This is a genomic window from Nostoc sp. 'Peltigera membranacea cyanobiont' 210A (assembly GCF_002246015.1).
Taxonomy (GTDB): Bacteria; Cyanobacteriota; Cyanobacteriia; order Cyanobacteriales; family Nostocaceae; genus Nostoc.
This window is the reverse complement of the sequence record NZ_NOLJ01000008.1, coordinates 171,362-190,930: the sequence shown is the minus strand read 5'-3', so window position 1 is coordinate 190,930 and position 19,569 is coordinate 171,362. Positions and strand designations below refer to the sequence as shown.

20 protein-coding genes are annotated in these 19,569 nt (G+C 40.5%); 18 read left to right on the top strand and 2 right to left on the bottom strand.

Features of this window, described 5'->3' with window-relative positions; all coding sequences use genetic code 11:
* The first annotated feature begins 516 nt into the window (after window positions 1-516).
* The 4 genes from CDG76_RS25345 (at window position 517) to CDG76_RS25330 (ending at window position 6,260) form a co-directional block, all read left to right on the top strand.
* Window positions 517-2,373: an NAD(P)H-quinone oxidoreductase subunit F gene (locus CDG76_RS25345; protein ID WP_094351664.1), complete on the top strand. Its 1,857-nt coding sequence runs from the start codon at window positions 517-519 to the stop codon at window positions 2,371-2,373.
* A gap of 124 nt (window positions 2,374-2,497) precedes the next feature.
* Entirely contained in the window at window positions 2,498-4,015 is a 1,518-nt protein-coding gene (locus CDG76_RS25340; RefSeq protein WP_094351663.1) for an NADH-quinone oxidoreductase subunit M, read from the top strand.
* A gap of 287 nt (window positions 4,016-4,302) precedes the next feature.
* Window positions 4,303-5,433, top strand: coding sequence for a CO2 hydration protein (locus tag CDG76_RS25335; protein WP_094351662.1), 1,131 nt, complete (start codon window positions 4,303-4,305; stop codon window positions 5,431-5,433).
* The gene (locus tag CDG76_RS25330) at window positions 5,430-6,260 is read left to right on the top strand and encodes a class I SAM-dependent methyltransferase (RefSeq protein ID WP_094351661.1); all 831 of its coding nucleotides are present in this window, start codon (window positions 5,430-5,432) and stop codon (window positions 6,258-6,260) included. Before CDG76_RS25335 ends, CDG76_RS25330 begins: the two co-directional genes overlap by 4 nt.
* A 40-nt stretch (window positions 6,261-6,300) precedes the next feature.
* Here CDG76_RS25330 and CDG76_RS25325 read toward each other — a convergent pair whose 3' ends face one another.
* Window positions 6,301-6,768, bottom strand: coding sequence for a GNAT family N-acetyltransferase (locus CDG76_RS25325; RefSeq protein WP_094351660.1), 468 nt, complete (start codon window positions 6,766-6,768; stop codon window positions 6,301-6,303).
* A 435-nt stretch (window positions 6,769-7,203) separates the two neighbouring features.
* On the opposite strand from CDG76_RS25325, the gene CDG76_RS25320 reads away from it, so the two are divergent.
* From CDG76_RS25320 to CDG76_RS25290, 7 genes are all read left to right on the top strand, one after another.
* Window positions 7,204-7,710, top strand: coding sequence for a hypothetical protein (locus CDG76_RS25320; protein WP_094351659.1), 507 nt, complete (start codon window positions 7,204-7,206; stop codon window positions 7,708-7,710).
* A gap of 228 nt (window positions 7,711-7,938) precedes the next feature.
* Window positions 7,939-8,262, top strand: a complete 324-nt coding sequence (locus CDG76_RS25315; RefSeq protein ID WP_094351658.1) for a DUF6464 family protein — start codon at window positions 7,939-7,941, stop codon at window positions 8,260-8,262.
* A 291-nt stretch (window positions 8,263-8,553) separates the two neighbouring features.
* Window positions 8,554-9,816, top strand: a complete 1,263-nt coding sequence (locus CDG76_RS25310) for an ABC transporter substrate-binding protein (RefSeq protein ID WP_094351657.1) — start codon at window positions 8,554-8,556, stop codon at window positions 9,814-9,816.
* Between the two features lie 7 nt (window positions 9,817-9,823).
* Window positions 9,824-10,774, top strand: a complete 951-nt coding sequence (locus CDG76_RS25305) for a branched-chain amino acid ABC transporter permease (RefSeq protein WP_094351656.1) — start codon at window positions 9,824-9,826, stop codon at window positions 10,772-10,774.
* A gap of 14 nt (window positions 10,775-10,788) precedes the next feature.
* Entirely contained in the window at window positions 10,789-11,391 is a 603-nt protein-coding gene (locus tag CDG76_RS25300) for a Uma2 family endonuclease (RefSeq protein WP_094351655.1), read from the top strand.
* 53 nt (window positions 11,392-11,444) lie between these two features.
* Window positions 11,445-12,401 carry a branched-chain amino acid ABC transporter permease gene (locus CDG76_RS25295; protein ID WP_094351654.1) on the top strand — a complete coding sequence of 319 codons (957 nt, stop codon included), beginning with the start codon at window positions 11,445-11,447 and terminating at the stop codon, window positions 12,399-12,401.
* A gap of 54 nt (window positions 12,402-12,455) precedes the next feature.
* The gene (locus CDG76_RS25290; RefSeq protein ID WP_094351653.1) at window positions 12,456-13,247 is read left to right on the top strand and encodes an ABC transporter ATP-binding protein; all 792 of its coding nucleotides are present in this window, start codon (window positions 12,456-12,458) and stop codon (window positions 13,245-13,247) included.
* Between the two features lie 2 nt (window positions 13,248-13,249).
* Here the strand turns inward: CDG76_RS25290 and CDG76_RS25285 are convergent, their stop codons facing one another.
* A complete protein-coding gene (locus tag CDG76_RS25285) occupies window positions 13,250-14,089 on the bottom strand; it encodes a DUF4351 domain-containing protein (RefSeq protein WP_094351652.1) in 840 nt (279 codons plus the stop codon).
* A gap of 160 nt (window positions 14,090-14,249) precedes the next feature.
* Between CDG76_RS25285 and CDG76_RS25280 the strand changes: the two genes are divergently transcribed.
* From CDG76_RS25280 to CDG76_RS25250, 7 genes are all read left to right on the top strand, one after another.
* Complete coding sequence (locus CDG76_RS25280; protein WP_094351651.1) at window positions 14,250-14,981, top strand: ABC transporter ATP-binding protein; 732 nt, start codon at window positions 14,250-14,252, stop codon at window positions 14,979-14,981.
* Window positions 14,982-15,016: 35 nt separating this feature from the next.
* A complete protein-coding gene (locus CDG76_RS25275) occupies window positions 15,017-15,256 on the top strand; it encodes a type II toxin-antitoxin system Phd/YefM family antitoxin (protein ID WP_094351650.1) in 240 nt (79 codons plus the stop codon).
* A complete protein-coding gene (locus tag CDG76_RS25270) occupies window positions 15,253-15,645 on the top strand; it encodes a type II toxin-antitoxin system VapC family toxin (protein ID WP_094351649.1) in 393 nt (130 codons plus the stop codon). The genes CDG76_RS25275 and CDG76_RS25270 overlap by 4 nt, the downstream gene beginning before the upstream one ends.
* A gap of 34 nt (window positions 15,646-15,679) precedes the next feature.
* Window positions 15,680-16,243, top strand: coding sequence for a Uma2 family endonuclease (locus tag CDG76_RS25265; protein WP_094351648.1), 564 nt, complete (start codon window positions 15,680-15,682; stop codon window positions 16,241-16,243).
* Window positions 16,244-16,405: 162 nt separating this feature from the next.
* Entirely contained in the window at window positions 16,406-17,548 is a 1,143-nt protein-coding gene (locus CDG76_RS25260) for an endonuclease NucS domain-containing protein (protein ID WP_094351647.1), read from the top strand.
* A 244-nt stretch (window positions 17,549-17,792) separates the two neighbouring features.
* On the top strand, window positions 17,793-18,440 hold the full coding sequence (locus CDG76_RS25255; protein ID WP_094351646.1) for a histidine phosphatase family protein: 648 nt from the start codon (window positions 17,793-17,795) through the stop codon (window positions 18,438-18,440).
* An 85-nt stretch (window positions 18,441-18,525) separates the two neighbouring features.
* Window positions 18,526-19,551, top strand: coding sequence for a glucokinase (locus CDG76_RS25250; RefSeq protein ID WP_094351645.1), 1,026 nt, complete (start codon window positions 18,526-18,528; stop codon window positions 19,549-19,551).
* The last annotated feature ends 18 nt before the right edge of the window (window positions 19,552-19,569 follow it).

Sequence of the window (19,569 nt, the reverse complement as noted above, 5' to 3'; positions counted from 1 at the left end):
AGTTTATGATAAGAAAGTTTTAAAAAACTTAACAAAAAGTTATCTAGGCATCTGAGCAATTAAAGTTTACAGATTCCTTGAGCTGGCACTTATGCTTTATAATTTCTTTATCACATTTACAAAACGACATTCATAACCAAGGCTAATCCTATCTGATGAGAGGTAAGCAGCGGCTGTATGTTTTGCTGTATCTATCTTTTCTCAAATATTTCTAAGTGTACAATGACTAGGTGAAACATATATAACTTTTTCAAATATATCGTATAAATTACTTTGGTTAAAGTAGAAATATAAATGTAAAAAGGTCAGTGATATTAAGGCAAGTAAATGCTTTTGCTTATGTAAAGTTATATTTTACTTATATTTAATAGGGTAGCGTTAAGTAAAAGTACTTCTAGAAGTTTAGTTAAAATAATAGTAAAAAAACATCGATATTTTGGTAAATTAATTTTATTAAATAAATAATTGGTTGGAATTTTTTTTAAAATCAAGGCTGAGTCATCAAGGGAAATTTAAATGGATCAATTTCTATTTTCAACAAGTTGGTTTGTGCCTTTGTATAGCTTATTGGGCGCAATTTTGACCTTGCCGTGGGGAATAGGAATAATTCAGCGAACAGGGCCAAGACCTGCGGCATACATCAACTTGTTGACGACCGTTTTAGCTTTTATCCATAGCCTGTTTGTATTTAAAAATATCTGGGATAGAGATCCAGAAAACTTACTAATCAATTGGTTCAAAGCAGCAGATTTAGACTTATCTTTTTCCTTAGAACTATCGCCAGTCAGCATTGGGGCAACAGTTTTAATTACAGGGTTAAGCTTACTGGCACAAGTTTACGCTCTGGGTTACATGGAAAAGGACTGGTCGTTAGCGCGTTTTTTTGCGCTGCTGGGATTCTTTGAAGCGGCGCTGAGTGGTCTAGCGATTAGTGATTCTTTGTTTCTCAGCTATGCTCTTTTGGAATTACTGACGCTTTCGACTTACTTGCTGGTGGGTTTCTGGTACGCTCAACCACTAGTAGTAACGGCGGCGCGGGATGCGTTTTGGACTAAACGGGTAGGAGACTTGTTGCTGCTGATGGCTGTAGTGACACTTTCTACCTTAGCCGGGAGTTTGAACTTTTCAGATTTATATGAGTGGGCGCAAACAGCTAATTTAAGTCCAATGACATCGACGCTGCTAGGGTTGGCACTAATTGCTGGGCCTGCTGGTAAATGTGCCCAATTTCCACTACACCTGTGGTTAGATGAGGCAATGGAAGGGCCCAACCCCGCCTCAGTAATGCGAAACTCTCTGGTAGTAGCTGGTGGTGCTTATTTACTGTATAGATTTCAACCATTATTAGCGCTGTCGCCAGTTGCCTTGAATGCTTTGGTAGTCATGGGTACGGTGACAGCGATTGGAGCCACATTAGTCTCCATAGCTCAAATTGACATTAAGCGATCGCTATCTCATTCCACCAGTGCATATATGGGGTTAGTGTTTTTGGCGGTGGGGTTACAGCAAGGGGGTGTAGCCTTGATGTTGCTGTTAGCTCATGCGATCGCCAAAGCATTATTATTTATGAGTTCTGGTTCAGTTATCTTAACTACCCAAAGCCAAGACTTAACAGAAATGGGCGGTTTGTGGTCACGGATGCCAGCCACCACCACGGCCTTTGTAGTCGGTTCAGCCGGGATGGTAACACTGCTCCCCTTGGGAAGTTTCTGGGCAATGTTAGCATGGGCTGACGGTTTCGTGAATATTAGCCCTTGGGTAATTGGGGTTTTAATATTAGTCAATGGTTTGACAGCATTGAATTTGACGAGAGTATTTAGATTAGTCTTCTGGGGTAAACCGCAACAAAAGACCCGTCGCACCCCAGAAGTTGCTTGGCAGATGGCCTTCCCAATGGTGTTTCTGACAGTGCTGACTCTGCTTTTACCTCTGATGCTACAGCAATGGTACTTACTACCAGATTGGGAAAGTATTAATTGGTATGTGGTGTTAGCCTTGTTTGGTTCTACCGTAGTGGGGGTAGGCGTAGGGTGTACAGTTCATCTGCACAAAGCTTGGTCACGCTCCAGAATCTTGGCGTGGAGATTTATGCAAGACCTGTTAGGTTATGATTTTTATATTGACCGAGTTTATCTTGTAACCGTGGTAAGTGTAGTAGCACTGCTATCTAAAATTTCTGCTTGGAGCGATCGCTACTTGGTTGACGGTTTAGTAAACTTGGTTGGGTTTGCGACCATTTTCGGCGGACAAACCTTAAAGTACAGCATTTCTGGGCAATCTCAGGGCTATATGTTGACCATCCTAGCAGTTGTCAGCGTCCTGGGTTTTTTCATCAGTTGGTCATTGGGTTTACTAGATAAATTACCTTTTTAAGAGTGCTGAGTGCTGAGTGCTGAGTGCTGAGTTAAGGAGTTAAAAATTTATTATTTTCTCCCTGCTCCCCTGGTCACTGAGCGTAGCCGAAGTGCTGCCCCCCTGCTCCCCTTACCTAAAGTCTATGCTTAGTGTTTTAATTCTAGTGCCGTTAATCGGCGCAGCTTTAATTGGTTTCTCCCCCTCTGGCATTAGTGGGAAATTCGCCCGTGTGGTGGCTTTGGTTTTTGCCATTATCGCTTTCTTGTGGACAATCGTACTAGCAATTCAGTTTCATCCAGGAGAAATCACTCAACAGTTTGCCGAGTCTATCCCTTGGGTAGATGCTTTAGGCTTAAACTATAACCTTGGGATAGATGGTTTATCTTTACCGTTGCTGGTTTTAAATGGATTGTTAACTTCCATAGCCATCTACAGCAGCGATGAATCGCTAGAGCGCCCTAAATTTTATTACTGTTTGATACTATTATTAAGCGCTGGGGTGACAGGAGCCTTTCTAGCACAGGATTTACTGTTATTTTTCCTGTTTTACGAATTGGAACTAATTCCGCTGTATTTGTTAATAGCCATTTGGGGTGGCGCCAAACGGGGTTATGCTGCTACCAAATTTCTCATTTATACAGCCGTTTCGGGAATCCTGATTTTAGCAAGTTTCCTCGGCATGGTTTGGCTGAGTGGTTCCTCTAACTTTGCACTAGCAACCTTGAACACTACGACTTTACCTCTAGCAACACAGCTTTTATTGCTAGCGGGAATTTTGATCGGTTTTGGGATTAAAATTCCCTTGGTTCCCTTCCATACTTGGTTGCCAGATGCTCACGTTGAAGCTTCGACACCGATTTCTGTGCTATTGGCTGGGGTGCTGTTGAAGTTGGGAACCTACGGCTTACTGCGCTTTGGCATGAACTTGTTACCAGAAGCTTGGAATTATCTGGCTCCTTGGTTGGCGACTTGGGCAGTAGTGAGTGTTCTGTATGGTTCATCTTGCGCGATCGCCCAAACCGATATGAAAAAAATGGTAGCATACAGCTCCATTGGGCACATGGGTTACGTGCTTTTAGCGGCGGCGGCGGCCACACCTTTAAGTGTATTGGGTGCTGTGATGCAAATGATTAGCCACGGCTTAATTTCCGCCATGCTGTTTTTGCTCGTAGGAGTTGTGTATAAAAAAGCCGGAAGCCGTGATTTAGCAATCATTCAAGGATTACTGAACCCAGAACGGGGTATGCCAGTAATCGGTAGCTTGATGATTGTCGGAGTCATGGCCAGCGCTGGGATACCGGGAATGCTAGGGTTTATTTCTGAATTTGTAGTTTATCGGGGAAGTTTTCCAGTTTTTCCAGTGCAAACCCTGTTATGTATGCTTGGTACTGGTTTAACAGCAGTTTACTTCTTAATTCTCGTTAACCGCGCCTTTTTTGGACGTTTATCTGCACAAGTTACCAACTTACCACGTGTGTATTGGAGCGATCGCATCCCAGCTGCAATTTTAGCTGTGCTGATTGTGATTTTCGGCATTCAACCTGGTTGGTTAGTGCGTTGGACTGAACCAACAATTACAGCAATGGTAAATACCCAAAACGTCGTATTAGCAGTGTCCTTGGATAAAGCAATGGGGACTAGTACCGCAAGGCGGAATTAAAAATTAAAAATGAATACAGCATAAGCGTTTCATAGATTTGAAATGGTGAGGCAGTCCGGTCTTCTCCCAAGGGGAGACGCCAAAGGCGATGGGGGTTCCCCCCATGAGGAACTGCCGAACCCGTTAGCGCAGCGTTAGCGAGTCATCGAGCGTCAGGGGTGGTTTACTTCCGCCGTGCTGTACTAGGGATTAGAGACAAGGGGACAAGGAGAATAACCATGCCCAATGACAAATGATAAATGACAAATGACAAATGACTAACCCCTAAACTTTTTGGAGAGATGGCAATGGTAACTATTAAAAAAAAAGCTAGTCACAATCCCTTAGCTGAGTATATTGAACGTCTACAAAAAGGAGATGCATTACTCCCCGATAGTCCAGAAAATGTGCTGGAAGTTGTGGGTATTCTTAAAAGCTATGGGGTAGTTTTAGATGCTTACTCAAAAAATCTTAACTATATTGCCGAACATCAGTTTTTAGTATTTTTCCCATTTTTTAAATACTTTAATGGAGAGGTTTCTTTTCAGAAATTACTCCGTCACTGGTGGCATGACCGAATCAATTTTGAATATGCCGAATATTGCATGAAAGGCATGATGTGGCACGGTGGCGGCGGATTAGATACGTATTTAGATACACCAGAATTTCAAGAAAGAGCGCAAGCTGTTATTAACGCAAAATTTAAAAATAATCCTTTCATTCAGAGTATTAACCAACTATTTCCAGATTTTTTAACAGAACACTTGCGTGTCTCTGCTTACTACACCGGTTTAGGTCAATTCTGGCGAGTCATGGCTGATATGTTCCTTAACTTATCAGACCGCTATGACCGAGGCGAAATCAAATCGATTCCCCAAGTTGTAGAACACATTAAAGCTGGGTTAGTGGCAAATGCATCAAACCCAATTACCTACGCTGTCAAAATTCGAGGTAAGGTCTATGAAATCATTCCCAAAAGCGTTGGTTTGACCTTCTTAGCAGATACAGCAATACCTTATGTAGAGGCAGTATTTTTCCGGGGAACTCCTTTCCACGGCACTGTTTCATACAACGCCCAAGGATATCAAATTCCCCCAGATCAAACCCGATTTGAATATGGCGCATTGTATGCCGATCCTTTACCCATCGGCGGCGCGGGTATTCCTCCTACCTTGTTGATGCAAGATATGCGTCATTATCTTCCAGAATATTTGCACGAAATTTATCGTCGCAGTCTTCGGGGTGAAGATGATTTGCGAGTCCAAATTTGCATAAGTTTCCAAAAATCGATGTTTTGCGTGACGACAGCAACGATTTTGGGACTGATGCCTTATCCTTTAGATACTAAAGATCCAAATGAGCAAAAAGATAATCGAGTTTATTTAGAGAAGTGGATGAGTCGGTTACAAACTTCGCGGTTGCTGGATGTGAATAAATGACAGATGATTCCACCATTACTCACGAGGCATTCAAGCAATTCGAGCGTGACAAATTTTCTCTTGTAGCTCAAGAATACGATCGCGCGATCGCTGTTGTGACTTCTCAGGTAGATGAAGCGATCTTGGATGCCGTCGGGGCCAAGTCTGGTATTCGATTGCTGGATGTGGCTTGCGGAACTGGCTGGCTTAGTGCCGCAGCACTGAAGCGGCAGGCTATAGTCACAGGATTAGACTTTGCAGAGAAGATGGTGGACATTGCCAGAGTGCGATGTCCTCAAGGATCATTCCATCATGGGGATGCTGAAAACCTAACTTTCGAGTCGGGCCAGTTTGAGGCGGTGGTTTGTAACTTGGGTATCCTCCATTTCCCAAACCCAGAAAAAGCGATCGCTGAATCCTTTCGCGTACTCAAACCGGGAGGGCGGTATGCTTTCACCTGCTGGACACCGCCAACGCGCAATCCGTTTATGGCTCTGATACTGGGTTCGGTGCAGACTTATGGCAGTATGGATGTGGATTTACCTTCTGGGCCACCCCTGTTTCGCTTTGGCGACCCCACTGAATGCGAAATGGTTTTAAGCGCTCAGGGATTCACTCAGGTGTCTGTCACGGAACTGCCCATCAAGTGGACTTTCTCTACACCTGAAGATGTGATGCCAAAGATTATTGTAAGTTCGGCGCGTCTGGGGTCGATGTTGGCAATGCAAAGCGATGAGCAACGGCGTAATATTGAAAACGTAATTATTGAGGGAGCCTCAAAGTATGTCACAGAAAATGGTGTGGAAATTCCCGCTTCTGTGATGCTGGCTGTAGGTCATAAACCATAAGCTAGAACAACTTTTTTGAAATTGCTGGAATCTGATGAATTTAGCAATTTTTGAAGTGTTTTTCCATGACAAAATTTATCAATTTTTGCCCTCTACGCTCTACCTCTTGCTTTTTGATAACAATAAATCCCTGACTTTCAAAAAAAGGTTTAGCTGTAATACTGGCTTCGGTAAATAACTTTTCCATTCTTAAAGAATTTGCTTTTAATTCAATCTGTTCTAAGATTTTCTTACCAACACCTTTCCTTTGAAAATCTTTATGACAATAAAAACGGTCAATATGACCATTAGCCTCTAATTCTCCAAAACCAATAATTTTGTCTTCTTCTGCTACATAAGTAAACTTACTTCCTAAACTTTTAATCCAAACTTCAATATCCATGTTTGCTGGTGCCCAAGCAGCTACTTGTTCTTCTGTATAATCGTGAATATTCACTTCATGAATAGTGTCGTAGAACAATTTCATAATTTCTTTAGTATCAGCTATTTCGTATATTCTTATTTTCATAAAGTAATTAACGATCGCTAACTCTAATTAACAATATTATCAGTGTTGATGAGTCTGAATGTTTACACAGTGGAGCATATTTGACGGCACTATTCTCGCTTCATCATAATAGACTTCTGGCATGAATCAATGAGCTTTCACCCTAAATCCCTCTCCCAAGCTTACACGGTGTATACACAAGTCTGAAATACCTAATGAATCTGGGTTTTACCCCACCCTAACCCTCCCCTTATAAAGGTGAGGGAACTGGATTTCCGGTTTCCCCCCAATATATCGGGGGGATTAAGGGGGGTAATTCGAGTTGTGTATACACCGTAGCCCAAGCTTGGAGAGGGACTTTAAAATTCGCTGATGTTCAAGGTAAATTCTTTTAGTACAAAAGTACTATTTACTGCTAAAATGCCTTACAAGTCAGCTAGCCTTGTTTGAGGTGGTATGAAAAAAATCCAAGACACGGACAAAAAGCCCATTTTGCGGAAAGTTTCGTTGTTGCAGCCTAAATCTGTAACTACTGCTATAGTGCCACTGCGACCCCAAAAGGAAAAAATCATCAGCGAAGGAGAGCGTTTGATTGCACAAGTTGAACGTATCAATCGGATGGCAGGAGAGTTAGAAGCAGCGATATTCGAGTTGAAAGCGATCGCTAACACCCTAAATACTCAAAAAAGCTACCCAGTTCTCAATCAGGAGCCATGCAAAAATATTGGTCAGTATTTTACAGTTAGCGTTCCTTGGGTGAAACGAAAGCCTGATAACTCATTTATTTTGACGACGCGAAGAGTTGATTTATTCCGAGCCGAAAGGGAAGCCACACAGTTAGCACAGCAACTTCGTCAGCAAACCAAAAAAAGATTAGCATCGCAGCCACAGACAAAAAACAAGATTGGGGTTGAGGCTGACACAAAATGCTTGTTTAAAAAGGTGTTAGTAAACAAATCTTAAAATTATCAACATTCAACGGCATCTCACCCTTAAGGTTGTAACAGTTATGCTGATTGAAGTGGCAGAAGGAACTTATTCCTTAAAATTGCTATATACCACACTGCCATTGCCTCTTTGCCATCAACTATGGTTGCAAAGAAACAAAGCTACCCTAAGATTTGCACTTCCGTAAAATCAAAGTGTAACATCAGGGACAATCAATCAGCGCACAAAAGGGGTAAAAAGAAGGTGTTAAAGACACTTTTAGTGATTGCCGTTGGTTTTTTACCGTCCTTGTTTTCCCTGTGGATGATCCGCAAAACCCAGCGATCACGCTTGCGGATGAGGCAAGCAGCCATGAATTTTCCAGTGGTACAGGGACGGCACAACGTCAGACCTGTAGAAGGCGATCGCTATTATTTAGAAGGCGTGGGTTATTTAATTGGCGATATCAGCTGCAAGTTTAATGCTCGGTCTGGTTACATCCGCTGTGCGATCAATCCTGAAGGCCCATGTAACGGTTGCCGTCACTACGAACCTAGAGAACTAACTGGTAATGAAAAAAGTACTTAAGATTGCTTACTTAATACTCAACCGACCTAAAATTACCTGGTTAACACAGACGCTCTGACGCGGATAATTTTCCAGCGACTTCATAGCAGTAGAACCAGGGAATGATAAAATCATTACTAATTATAATAATTTGTATTTACAAGCACTTTGAATATTTCTCTTTGCATGGTGAAATAAGAATGATTTAATAGAATTCGTGCAAAAGTGTAAATCTGCATTATTTTGTTTGCAGATTATAAGCTTTACTATTAACTCTTGCCGAATATCTCATAACTAGATGATTATCTAACGATGAACAACGCGATCGCTCGGACAACAGCATTATTATCAACTTGCGCTTTACTACTAACAGGCTGTGGTGGTGGTACTAGCACAGTCACGAATTCTCCAACTAATAGTCCAAATAGTACCCCAAATAACACTGCAACCAATACCCCAGCGACAACGGGTACATCATCTGGTGCTATTCCCATCGGTATTGGTGTTGCCCAAACTAGCAATGTGGCATTACTGGGTCAAGAACAAGTCGCTGGGGCCAAACTTGCCCAGAAGTATTTCAATAGTAAAGGTGGTGTTAATGGCACACCAATTAAATTAGTTTTTCAAGATACTAGCGGTGATGAAGCAGGAGCAATTAACGCTTTTCAAACTCTAATTAATAGAGATAAAGTTGTTGGAATTGTCGGGCCAACTTTGTCACAGCAAGCCTTTAGTGCCGATCCGATTGGCGAACGGGCAAAAGTACCAATTATTGGGCCATCAAATACTGCTAAAAATATTCCTGAAATTGGTGATTACGTTGCTCGTGTTTCTGCACCAGTTTCCATCGTTGCGCCTAATTCGGTAAAAGCTGCACTTAAGCAAAATCCTCAACTGAAAAAAGTTGCAGTTTTATATGCCCAAAATGATGCATTTAGCAAGTCAGAAACGGAAATTTTTCAGCAAACAGTTAAGGATCAAGGGCTGGAATTGGTAACAGTCCAAAAATTCCAAACCAGTGATACAGATTTTCAAAGTCAAGCTACCAATGCAATTAATCTCAAACCAGATTTGGTAATTATTTCTGGCTTGGCTGCTGATGGTGGTAATTTAGTTAGGCAATTGCGAGAACTGGGTTATAAAGGTTTAATTGTCGGTGGAAATGGTCTAAATACATCGAATTTATTGCCAGTTTGTAAAGCACTTTGTGATGGGGTATTGATTGCTCAAGCCTACAGTCCAGAACATCCAGGTGAAATTAATGCGGCATTTCGTAAAGCCTATATTGAAGAATATAAAAAAGAACCACCCCAATTTAGCGCCCAAGCTTTTGCAGCAGTCCAAGTTTATGTCGAAGCACTCCAATCTTTAGATAAAAAGAGCAAAATTAACAAACTACAGCTACCAGAATTACGGACGCAGTTAAACAAACAAATACTTGAAGGAGTATACAATACACCATTGGGTGAAATTGGTTTTACTCCCACAGGTGAAGTTGTGCAAAAAGATTTCTATGTTGCTCAAATCAAAATGGAAAAAGACGGGAGTCAAGGTAAATTCACATTTCTAAAATAGTTGCAACATGAATATCAATATCTTTTTGCAGCAATTATTAAATGGGTTATCCATTGGCAGCGTCTATGCCATTTTTGCCTTGGGATATACCTTGGTTTATTCTATTTTGGGCATTATTAATTTAGCTCATGGGGCGATTTTTACCTTGGGTGCATATTTCACTTATGCACTTATGGGTGGGAATTTTGGATTTAATGGCTTGTTAGCTAATGCAGCCTTGCCGATAAAATTACCATTTGCTATAGCCTTGATTTTAGGAAGCACCTTGGCGGGATTGGTAGGGGTATTGATGGAACGAGTTGCTTTTCAACCTTTGCGCCGTCAAGGCTCCGATCCTTTGCTAACTGTTGTTTCCAGCTTGGGGGTAGCAGTGGTAATTGTGAATTTAATTCAATATTTAGTAGGTGCGGAAAGTTATACATACCCCGCAAATACTTATGGTAATTTGCCACCTGCGATTAACTTTGGTAGTTCAGAAAACCCAATTCCGATTCGCAGTGTTCAGGTGGTAATTTTTACTGTGTCAGTTGTAATTGTGGCAATTCTTACCTATTTTATCAATCGAACTAAATATGGTAAGGCAATGCAAGCGATCGCAGAAGATCCAACTACAGCTAGTTTGTTAGGAATTAATAGCGATCGCTTTATCATCCTAACATTCTTCATCAGCAGTTTTTTAGCAGGATTAGCAGGAACTTTAGTTGCCTCTAGTGTTAGTATTGCAGGACCATATTTCGGCATTGCTTTTGGTTTGCGAGGTTTAGCAGTAATTGTCTTAGGTGGTTTAGGTAGTATTCCCGGTGCAGTGTTGGGAGGTTTGTTAATCGGATTAGTAGAGGCGTTTGTCCCTGCTGATTATTCTGGATATAAAGACGCAGTAGCCTTTGCAATTTTGTTTATCATGCTATTAGTTAGGCCCCAAGGTTTGTTAGGGCGGCGGTTTATTCAGAAAGTTTAAAGAGACGTAGCACGATGAAAACATATACTAAACAAAAGTTAACTTTTGACCAATTTTTAGAACAGTGTCCACAGTCAGGTTTATATGAACTTGTGGATGGAGAAATTGTAGAAGTGCGTGCAACCAGAAATCATGATGATGTCGCTGACTTTACGGCTGACTCTTTCAAAGATGAAATTAAACGTCTAAATCTTAATTACGTAGTAAAAAACACAGCAGTCTTTAAAACTATAACTGCTAATGGAATAGAGCAAGGGCGCAAGCCTGATGTAAGTGTCATAGATAAAGATAAATGGCGCTCAAATCGTTCTGCTTATGCTGCACTTGAAGAACCTATCCAATTAGCTGTAGAAGTGACATCAACTAATTGGGAAGATGACTACATTGATAAATTAGATGAATATCAACGCTTAGGTATTACAGAATATTGGATTGTAGATTATTTGGCAATTGGGCTAAGAGAGTATTTGGGAAATCCAAAAGTTCCGGCTGTATTTGTTTTTCTATTAGATGCTGAGGGTAAATACCAATGTACACACTTTAGAGGTTCAGAACGAATTGTGTCACAAACTTTTCTTGAACTGGCGCTGACAGCAGAGCAAATATTAACAGCTTAAAATTTGATAAAAGCGATAGTTTGGTTAAGTTTAATCAAAATATATTAAATAAAATGGCTGATTTTTTCGCTACTTACGCTTCTTTAATTGTCTCTATGGTACTAGGGGCGCTATTAGGATTATCACTTTATTTACCCCTAATGACAGGACAATTGTCTTTAGCTAGTCCAGGATTTTATGCTTTAGGTGGATATATTGCAGCAATTTTATCCACAAAAGTTTTTACATCTAGCAGTAGTTTGTTTCCAATTCCCTTGTTGTTATTGGAGATGTTAATTGCTGGTGTAATTTCTGGATTATTAGGTATCTTAGTGGGAATTCCAGCATTGAGATTGCGAGGAATTTATTTAGCGATCGCAACTATCGCTTTTGTGGAAGTTCTGCGCGTCATCTCTCTCAATTTAGACATTACAGGCGGTGCTGTCGGAATTTTTGGCATTCCTCAACCTTTCCAAACACAACTTGAATATTTATGGATTGCTCTGCCATTACTATTAATTAGTATGGTGCTACTTTATCGTTTAGAACGTATCCGCGTCGGCAGGGCTTTTATCGCGATCCGCGAAGATGAATTAGCTGCGGGTGCAATGGGAATCGATCCGACTTATTACAAAGTTTTGGCGTTTACATTAGGGGCTATGCTTGCAGGGGTTGTAGGTGCAATTAGCGCTCACTTCCTCAATACCTGGAATGCTCGTCAAGGTACTTTTGATAGCAGTATTATATATTTAACTTTTGTTTTGATTGGTGGTTCGAGAAGTTTTTTAGGGCCAGTAGTCGGAGGTATGGTGTTTACAGCTTTACCAGAGATTCTGCGAAGCCTAGCTGATACTGGTGGTTTACCTAGTTGGTTAGCGCAGTTTTTGCGAGATGGGAGATTAATTATTTTTGGCTTTTTAATAGTAATAGGTACAATCTTTTTCCCTCAAGGGCTAATTACTCCAGATGTTTTTCAAAGACGGAAAATTATGGAAAAACGAACCGCGAAGGACGCAAAGGGCGCGAAGTAAGAAAAGTTTTAGAGAGTTATTGCATGGGTCATATATTCATAATAATATGCACAAATGTCACATAGTATTTCAGAAGCTAACAGCAATATTGTCTTAGAAGCAAGAGCATTAACTCGCCGCTTTGGTGGTTTAGTGGCGGTCAATAATGTATCTTTTAGTGTAAATCAACATGAGATTTTTGGACTGATTGGCCCTAATGGTGCTGGCAAAACAACACTGTTTAATTTGATTACTGCCTTCATTCCACCTTCTAGCGGTAAATTAATTTATCAAGGTGCAGAAGTTTCTCAACTGCGTCCCCATCAAATTGCTGCTTTAGGTATCGCCCGTACCTTTCAAAATATCCGCTTGTTTGGGGAATTATCAGCGTTAGAAAATGTGATAATCGCCCGACATTTACACACTAAAAGTAATATGATTACAGGTGTTTTAGGATTACCACCAGCACCTCGTGAAGAATTAAAAACTAAGCAAAAAGCTTTAGATTTATTAGATTTGGTGGGATTAAGCGATCGCGCTGACGAAAAAGCCAAAAATTTTGCTTACGGCGATCAGCGTCGGCTAGAAATTGCCCGCGCTTTGGCATTACAACCACAAATTTTACTCCTCGATGAACCGGCGGCGGGAATGAACCCAAATGAAAAGCAGCAATTGAGTGAATTTATTCGCAGCCTCCGCAATGACTTCAATTTGACGATCGTTCTGATTGAACACCATGTACCATTAGTTATGGGTTTGTGCGATCGCATTGCTGTATTAGATTTTGGTCAATTAATTGCTTTGGGTGAACCCGCAGTTGTCAGAAATGATCCGGCTGTAATTGAAGCTTACTTGGGAAATGAATGAATTTACGTAGACAAAACTACCAAAAATTCGTCTAAAGAACTCACTGCGATCGCGCTATCCATTAAAGTTTCTAATTGCTCCACATTCTTGCCCTCAAGCCTTATTTCTGCCTCATGAGGAATTTCACCAAAGCGTTGTTCCAATACCCGGATTAGCTGCCGTAGCGCACCCTGGTGAATACCTCTTTGCTCAATTTCCTGATACCAAGGCGATTCTCGCAATACTGCCATATCCCACCTCATGATTTGTTGCACTAAAGGCGTGTCTAACACAAAGCTAGCAAAAAATGCCAGCAATGATTCTAATTGGTTCAACTGTTCATCAGCTCGTAGCGCCTGTAATGCGCGTTGCACAACTGATACCTCTCCCCCTCCTCGCAGGATTGGCACAAAGGGTAACAACGATGGTAGTGGTTGCTGAAACACTATTTCAGCATCGATTTCCCACAAATTAATCGTGCGATAATCTTGGATAGCACGTAATCCCAAAAATTCCTGCTCGTAACTACTGACAATAGTTAAGCTGGATGAAGGCGGTAAAATGTTGATCAGTACTGGGTAAGTTGGCAGTCGATAGCGTTCTTGTGCCAAGGCAGTATATGCTCTCATCCGTAAAGGGATCTGTGCCGTGTAACGCAGTTGTAGTTCATTGAGTACGAGAAAATCGCCGTGAGTGGCACTGTATGCCTTCACCAACACATCCGTTTCGCGGCTAATCCACTGAAACTCAGAGCCGAGAATTTCTTTCGCCACGACTTCAGGACACTGTGTTACCCACTTTACCCATGCATCGGGAGCTAAATTAATTAGTCGTTTGCTACCAATATCTGCTACTTTTGCCACTGGACGCTTGATATCTTTATCAGTAATTAATAGTACATCATAAAGATTGCGGTATTATGGCGTTGGTTTGAAGTTGAAGCAATGTCTACGCACTGTTTTAAGAAATGTATGATTGATGTATCTTAGATTTTGAATCAACATTTCTGGATGTAAACCGCCAATGAATGCCGATAGTAGAGCAAACTATACAATTTTAGAAGTTCAAGAACTTGATGTTAATTATGGCGGCATCCAAGCTTTAAAAAAGATTAATTTAATTATTCAAAAAGGCGAGGTAGTTACTCTAATTGGTGCTAATGGTGCTGGAAAAACGACTACACTCCGTGCCATCTCTAAAGTAGTTAATCCTAAGAGTGGCGTAATTATCTATAATGGACATAATATTACTCGTCGCCAAACTCACGAAGTTGTACAACTTGGTATCGCCCATTGTCCAGAAGGACGCAGAGTATTAGCGCGGCAAACTGTATTTGATAATTTACTTTTGGGTGCTTATATTCGCTCCAATAAAGCCGAGATCAAAGCAGATATTCAGCGTCAATTTGAGCTATTTCCCCGCTTGTCACAAAGACGCAATCAACTAGCAGGAACCCTCAGCGGTGGCGAACAACAAATGTTAGCGATCGCACGTGCTGTAATGAGTAAACCACAACTCTTACTTTTAGACGAGCCTAGCTTAGGTTTAGCACCTGCGATCGTCCGGGAAATCTTTTCTATTATTGAAAATCTCCGTGCTACAGGGGTGACTATTTTGTTAGTTGAACAAAACGCTAATCTGGCACTACAAATTGCCGATCGCGGTTACGTTCTAGAGGCTGGTTCTATAACTTTAACAGGCGCAGCATCAGAATTGATTAGTGATGAGCGAGTTAAAAAAGCTTATTTAGGGTGATGATTATACTAGAGTAATAATCCAATAAATTTCTTATGAACTGGATTAGTGTCGATGAAATAAAACGTGACTTATTAGGCTATCTTCAGCGTGTTGAAGCTGGGGAAACTCTTGTAATTATACGTGGTGGAAAGCCAATTGCTGAAATTAAACCGATGGTAAAAGCACCTGATCTCTCTAGACCATTCGGACTCTGTGCAGGAGAGTTTATTGTACCCGATGATTTTGATGAACCACTGCCAGAGAATATTATAAGTGAGTTTGAGGGTAAATGAAACTCCTACTAGATACCCATATTTTCCTCTGGTTTATTAGTAGCGATCGGCGTTTGTCAAATACGTTTATAGAGATTATTCGTAATACGGATAATGATGTATATCTAAGTATAATTTCTATTTGGGAAGCAACCATTAAGTATCAATTAGGCAAATTAACTTTACCTCAATCACCTGAGATTTATCTGCCGATACAGCGTGAGCGGCATTTGATTACTAGTCTTCCTTTAACAGAGGATAGTGTTGTACAACTTAGCAAGCTTCCTAATATCCATCGCGATCCGTTTGACCGAATGCTAATTTGTCAAGCTTTGCAGCATGACCTTACTATTGTAACTGTCGATGATGCAATTCGTGCTTACCCAGTTAAAATTTTAAACGATACATGATTGTTGTATGTAAAAAATTAGGAAGTAGAAGCAGATGGTAAAATCACCAACTAAACCCCTAACTTTAGAAGAGTTTTTGAAACTACCAGAAACAAAGCCTAGCTCAGAATACATCAACGGTCAAATTATTCAAAAACCAATGCCTCAAGGAAAACATAGTATTCTTCAGGGTGAACTAGTCAGTAATATCAATTCTGTAGCTAAACCCCAAAAAATTGCCCTTGCATTTCCAGAATTGCGATGTACTTTTGGTGGACGTTCAATTGTCCCTGATATAGCTGTGTTTGCTTGGGAACGGATTTTATTAGACGAGCGTGGAGAAGTGGCAAATGTCTTTAAGACATATCCAGACTGGATAATTGAGATTCTTTCGCCTGATCAAAGCCAGACTAAAGTAACCGGAAATATTCTACATTGTTTAAAACATGGTAGTCGCTTCGGTTGGCTGATTGATCCAGATGAGCATTCTGTTTTAGTCTATCCACCAAAGCAGCAACCAGAACTTTTACAAGGAGAACAAGAAATATTACCAGTTCCCGATTTAGTTAGCGATTTTCAATTAACTGTAGGGCAACTATTTGGATGGTTGAAGTTATAGCTTTTCCTAACATCATAGCCCCCTCCTCGCTTGCGGGGAGGGGGTTGGGGGTGGGGTTCTTGTACCTACTCAACTGATAACTGCTATATAAGCAATTGTATAAATTCCTGTCTAGCTTTGGGAATACTAAAAGTAGTAATTTACTCAAGTTAGAGCGAGATAATGGATTTAGTGAATTTAATAAAAACGGGTAATAGTTGGAAATTTGCGACTGAAGCTGATTTAGAAGATTTTGTCTGGGCTAATTTAAAGGAACTTTTCGGATTAATTCCACTAAAGCGACAATATTATGTTAATGGTCAAATTTGCGATATTTTAGCATTGAGAGAAAATAAACAGTTAGTGGTATTGGAATTGAAAAATGGTGAAGACAGATATATTATTCAGCAATTAACTCGATATTATGACGCTTTACTGGAAATAAAACCTTTACAAGACGAAATAGACTATCAGCAACCTATTAAGTTAATAGCAATTAAGCCTGATTTTCATAGAGATAATTTTACAGATAGAAAATATAATCATTTGTCTATTGACTTCTTTGAATTTGCCGTTTTAGCAGATGGGGTTAACTATTATTTACAGATAAAAAATTTAGATAATGGTAAAGTTTCAAAAATAGAAGTTCCTCATCAGGATAGAGAAAGGAATGAAGATATACCCCCACCTTCTAGAGGGCTGATGAACCGTCTAGCCAAATGCTCCTCTGAACAACAAGAGGGAATATTGAAAATTCGTCAAAAGGTTCTTAGCTTTGACAAACGGATGCAAGAAATGTCTTTTGCTGTCAGTTTTAGATATGGAAATGGTAATAGAAAAACAAGTAAATTCTGCGCTGAATTTTATTTTGATAGTAAAGGAACACCAATTTTATTTTTATGGTTAGGGTTAAAAAATAATAGTAGTGATCGCATAAGTAGAGCAAGGATTTGGACAGATTGGCAAGGGAATGCTTTGTTAGAAGGATATGTACCCAGTGGAATTGGTGCAAAGATGAGTTCATCCAAAAAAACACTTTTGAAGAGAGCACAAATAATGAATGAATTAGCAGAAAATGAAGATTCTAAATATCGAGGAGAATATAAATATATTCATCAACATTTTAAAGATAGAAACAGAATAATTAGTAAATTTAATAACTCTGAACCTGTAACATATGAAGAAATAAAATTACTAGAGATTGATGTAAATAAATTTCCTGTTAATTATGGTGGTGAAAGACCTAATACATATAAATTTGATCGCTATGATTCCATAAATGGATTAGTTGATGTAGCTTTAGAAAAATGGCGACAAAGGCTATAAGCAAAGTATGACTATCCCAATCCTAAACATTTCAGCAGATTACTATAGTCGAGATTGCTTTAGAGCCTTGGCTCTAAAGGTTTTAAGAAAAGCTACACTGACAGCACTTATAACTTTTCCTAATCGTTAGTATTATTAAAAATTATTACGATTTTGTCATAATATATTAATATTTATAGCCCTCCTTGCAGATATCTATATATTTGTTTAGCGGCGAATTCTATTCACCGGAATAATTAAACCCATGAGTCAAATAATCTGGATAGCAAGACACGCTAACCGCCTCGACTTCGTAAACCCTGATTGGTTTCTTACAGCCGAACGACGCTACGATCCACCCTTGTCTGATGATGGTATGGTGCAGGCACAGCAGTTAGCTAGACGATTAAAAAAAGAAAAGATTGGTCATATTTTCGCTTCTCCTTTTCTGCGAACTGTACAAACAGCAAACGCAGTTGCAGAAATGCTCAACTTGCCGATTAAACTCGAAACAGGCTTGAGTGAATGGCTAAATCCAGTTTGGATGACGGAAGAACCCGAAAGACTCTCAACTCCAGCATTAGCAAAATTATTCCCCAGAATTGACACCAGCTATACTTCGCGCATCGCCGCCAAATTTCCTGAAACTCACGAAAAAGTGCGAGAACGTTCTGGGCAAACTGCTAGATGTTTAGCTACTGAGTTCTTCCCAGAGGATATCCTGCTAGTGGCGCATGGTGCATCTGTATTGGGCGGAGCAATGGGGCTAGTAGGAGACATTGCCAAAACAGAAGTTAAAGCTTCTTTATGTTCTCTGGTAAAAGTGGTACGCCAAGACCCAGAATGGTTATTAGAACTAACGGGAGATACTTCCCATTTAACCCACATAGAAGAAGTTATTCGATTTGCTTAAACCTCTGATAGAGATTTGGGTTCATGACTTCTGGTAGGTTGGGTATATCTTACAAAAAAAGTAATTTAATTCACGAATAAATTCTATGACTTTGTTACTAGCAGGAGACATCGGCGGTACGAAAACTATTCTGCAATTGGTTGAAAAATCAGACTCACCAGCTTTACATACTATTTATCAGGAAAGTTACCACAGTGCCGATTTTCCTGATTTAGTACCAATTGTGCAGAAGTTTTTGGACAAAGCTAACACACCAGTACCAGAAAAGGCTTGTTTTGCGATCGCAGGCCCCATTGTCAAAAATACTGCCAAACTGACCAATTTAGCCTGGTTCCTAGATACCGAACGTTTAGAAGAAGAATTGGGTATCCCGCATATTTCTTTGATTAACGACTTCGCCGCCGTTGGCTATGGCATTTCAGGTTTACAAAAAGAAGACTTGCTGACGTTGCAAGTTGGCAAACCTCAACCCGAAACCCCCATTGGAATTATTGGTGCTGGTACTGGCTTAGGGCAAGGATTTTTAATTAAGCAGGGGAACCACTATCAAGTCTTTCCCTCAGAAGGTGGACACGCTGACTTCGCGCCTCGAAACGAGATCGAGTTTCAACTGTTGAGATACCTGTTGGGTAAACATGATATCCAGCGCGTTTCTGTGGAACGTGTGGTTTCTGGAATGGGTATTGTAGCAATTTACCAGTTTTTGCGCGATCGCAAATTTGCCGCCGAATCACCAGATATCGCCCAAGTCGTTAGAACTTGGGAACAAGAAGCCGGACAAGAAGAGAAAAGTGTCGATCCCGGTGCTGTCATTGGTACGGCTGCACTAGAAAAACGCGATCGCCTCTCGGAACAAACTTTGCAATTATTTATAGAGGCTTACGGTGCAGAAGCCGGCAATCTCGCCCTGAAACTCCTACCTTACGGTGGCTTATACATCGCTGGTGGAATTGCGCCTAAAATCCTGCCTTTAATCCAAAATAGCGGTTTCTTATTAAATTTCACCCAAAAAGGTAGAATGCGCCGCCTCCTCGAAGAGATCCCCGTGTATATTATCCTCAACTCACAAGTCGGCCTAATTGGTGCTGCTTTATGTGCTGCTAGGTTATAACAGCTGGCATCATCAGTG

Bases quoted from the DNA above. Each gene is read 5' to 3' on its own strand.
- CDG76_RS25345 (WP_094351664.1), top strand. From the start codon at position 517: ATGGATCAATTTCTATTTTCAACAAGTTGGTTTGTGCCTTTGTATAGC.
- CDG76_RS25340 (WP_094351663.1), top strand. From the start codon at position 2,498: ATGCTTAGTGTTTTAATTCTAGTGCCGTTAATCGGCGCAGCTTTAATT.
- CDG76_RS25335 (WP_094351662.1), top strand. From the start codon at position 4,303: ATGGTAACTATTAAAAAAAAAGCTAGTCACAATCCCTTAGCTGAGTAT.
- CDG76_RS25330 (WP_094351661.1), top strand. From the start codon at position 5,430: ATGACAGATGATTCCACCATTACTCACGAGGCATTCAAGCAATTCGAG.
- CDG76_RS25325 (WP_094351660.1), bottom strand. From the start codon at position 6,768: ATGAAAATAAGAATATACGAAATAGCTGATACTAAAGAAATTATGAAA.
- CDG76_RS25320 (WP_094351659.1), top strand. From the start codon at position 7,204: ATGAAAAAAATCCAAGACACGGACAAAAAGCCCATTTTGCGGAAAGTT.
- CDG76_RS25310 (WP_094351657.1), top strand. From the start codon at position 8,554: ATGAACAACGCGATCGCTCGGACAACAGCATTATTATCAACTTGCGCT.
- CDG76_RS25305 (WP_094351656.1), top strand. From the start codon at position 9,824: ATGAATATCAATATCTTTTTGCAGCAATTATTAAATGGGTTATCCATT.
- CDG76_RS25300 (WP_094351655.1), top strand. From the start codon at position 10,789: ATGAAAACATATACTAAACAAAAGTTAACTTTTGACCAATTTTTAGAA.
- CDG76_RS25295 (WP_094351654.1), top strand. From the start codon at position 11,445: ATGGCTGATTTTTTCGCTACTTACGCTTCTTTAATTGTCTCTATGGTA.
- CDG76_RS25290 (WP_094351653.1), top strand. From the start codon at position 12,456: ATGTCACATAGTATTTCAGAAGCTAACAGCAATATTGTCTTAGAAGCA.
- CDG76_RS25280 (WP_094351651.1), top strand. From the start codon at position 14,250: ATGAATGCCGATAGTAGAGCAAACTATACAATTTTAGAAGTTCAAGAA.
- CDG76_RS25275 (WP_094351650.1), top strand. From the start codon at position 15,017: ATGAACTGGATTAGTGTCGATGAAATAAAACGTGACTTATTAGGCTAT.
- CDG76_RS25270 (WP_094351649.1), top strand. From the start codon at position 15,253: ATGAAACTCCTACTAGATACCCATATTTTCCTCTGGTTTATTAGTAGC.
- CDG76_RS25265 (WP_094351648.1), top strand. From the start codon at position 15,680: ATGGTAAAATCACCAACTAAACCCCTAACTTTAGAAGAGTTTTTGAAA.
- CDG76_RS25260 (WP_094351647.1), top strand. From the start codon at position 16,406: ATGGATTTAGTGAATTTAATAAAAACGGGTAATAGTTGGAAATTTGCG.
- CDG76_RS25255 (WP_094351646.1), top strand. From the start codon at position 17,793: ATGAGTCAAATAATCTGGATAGCAAGACACGCTAACCGCCTCGACTTC.
- CDG76_RS25250 (WP_094351645.1), top strand. From the start codon at position 18,526: ATGACTTTGTTACTAGCAGGAGACATCGGCGGTACGAAAACTATTCTG.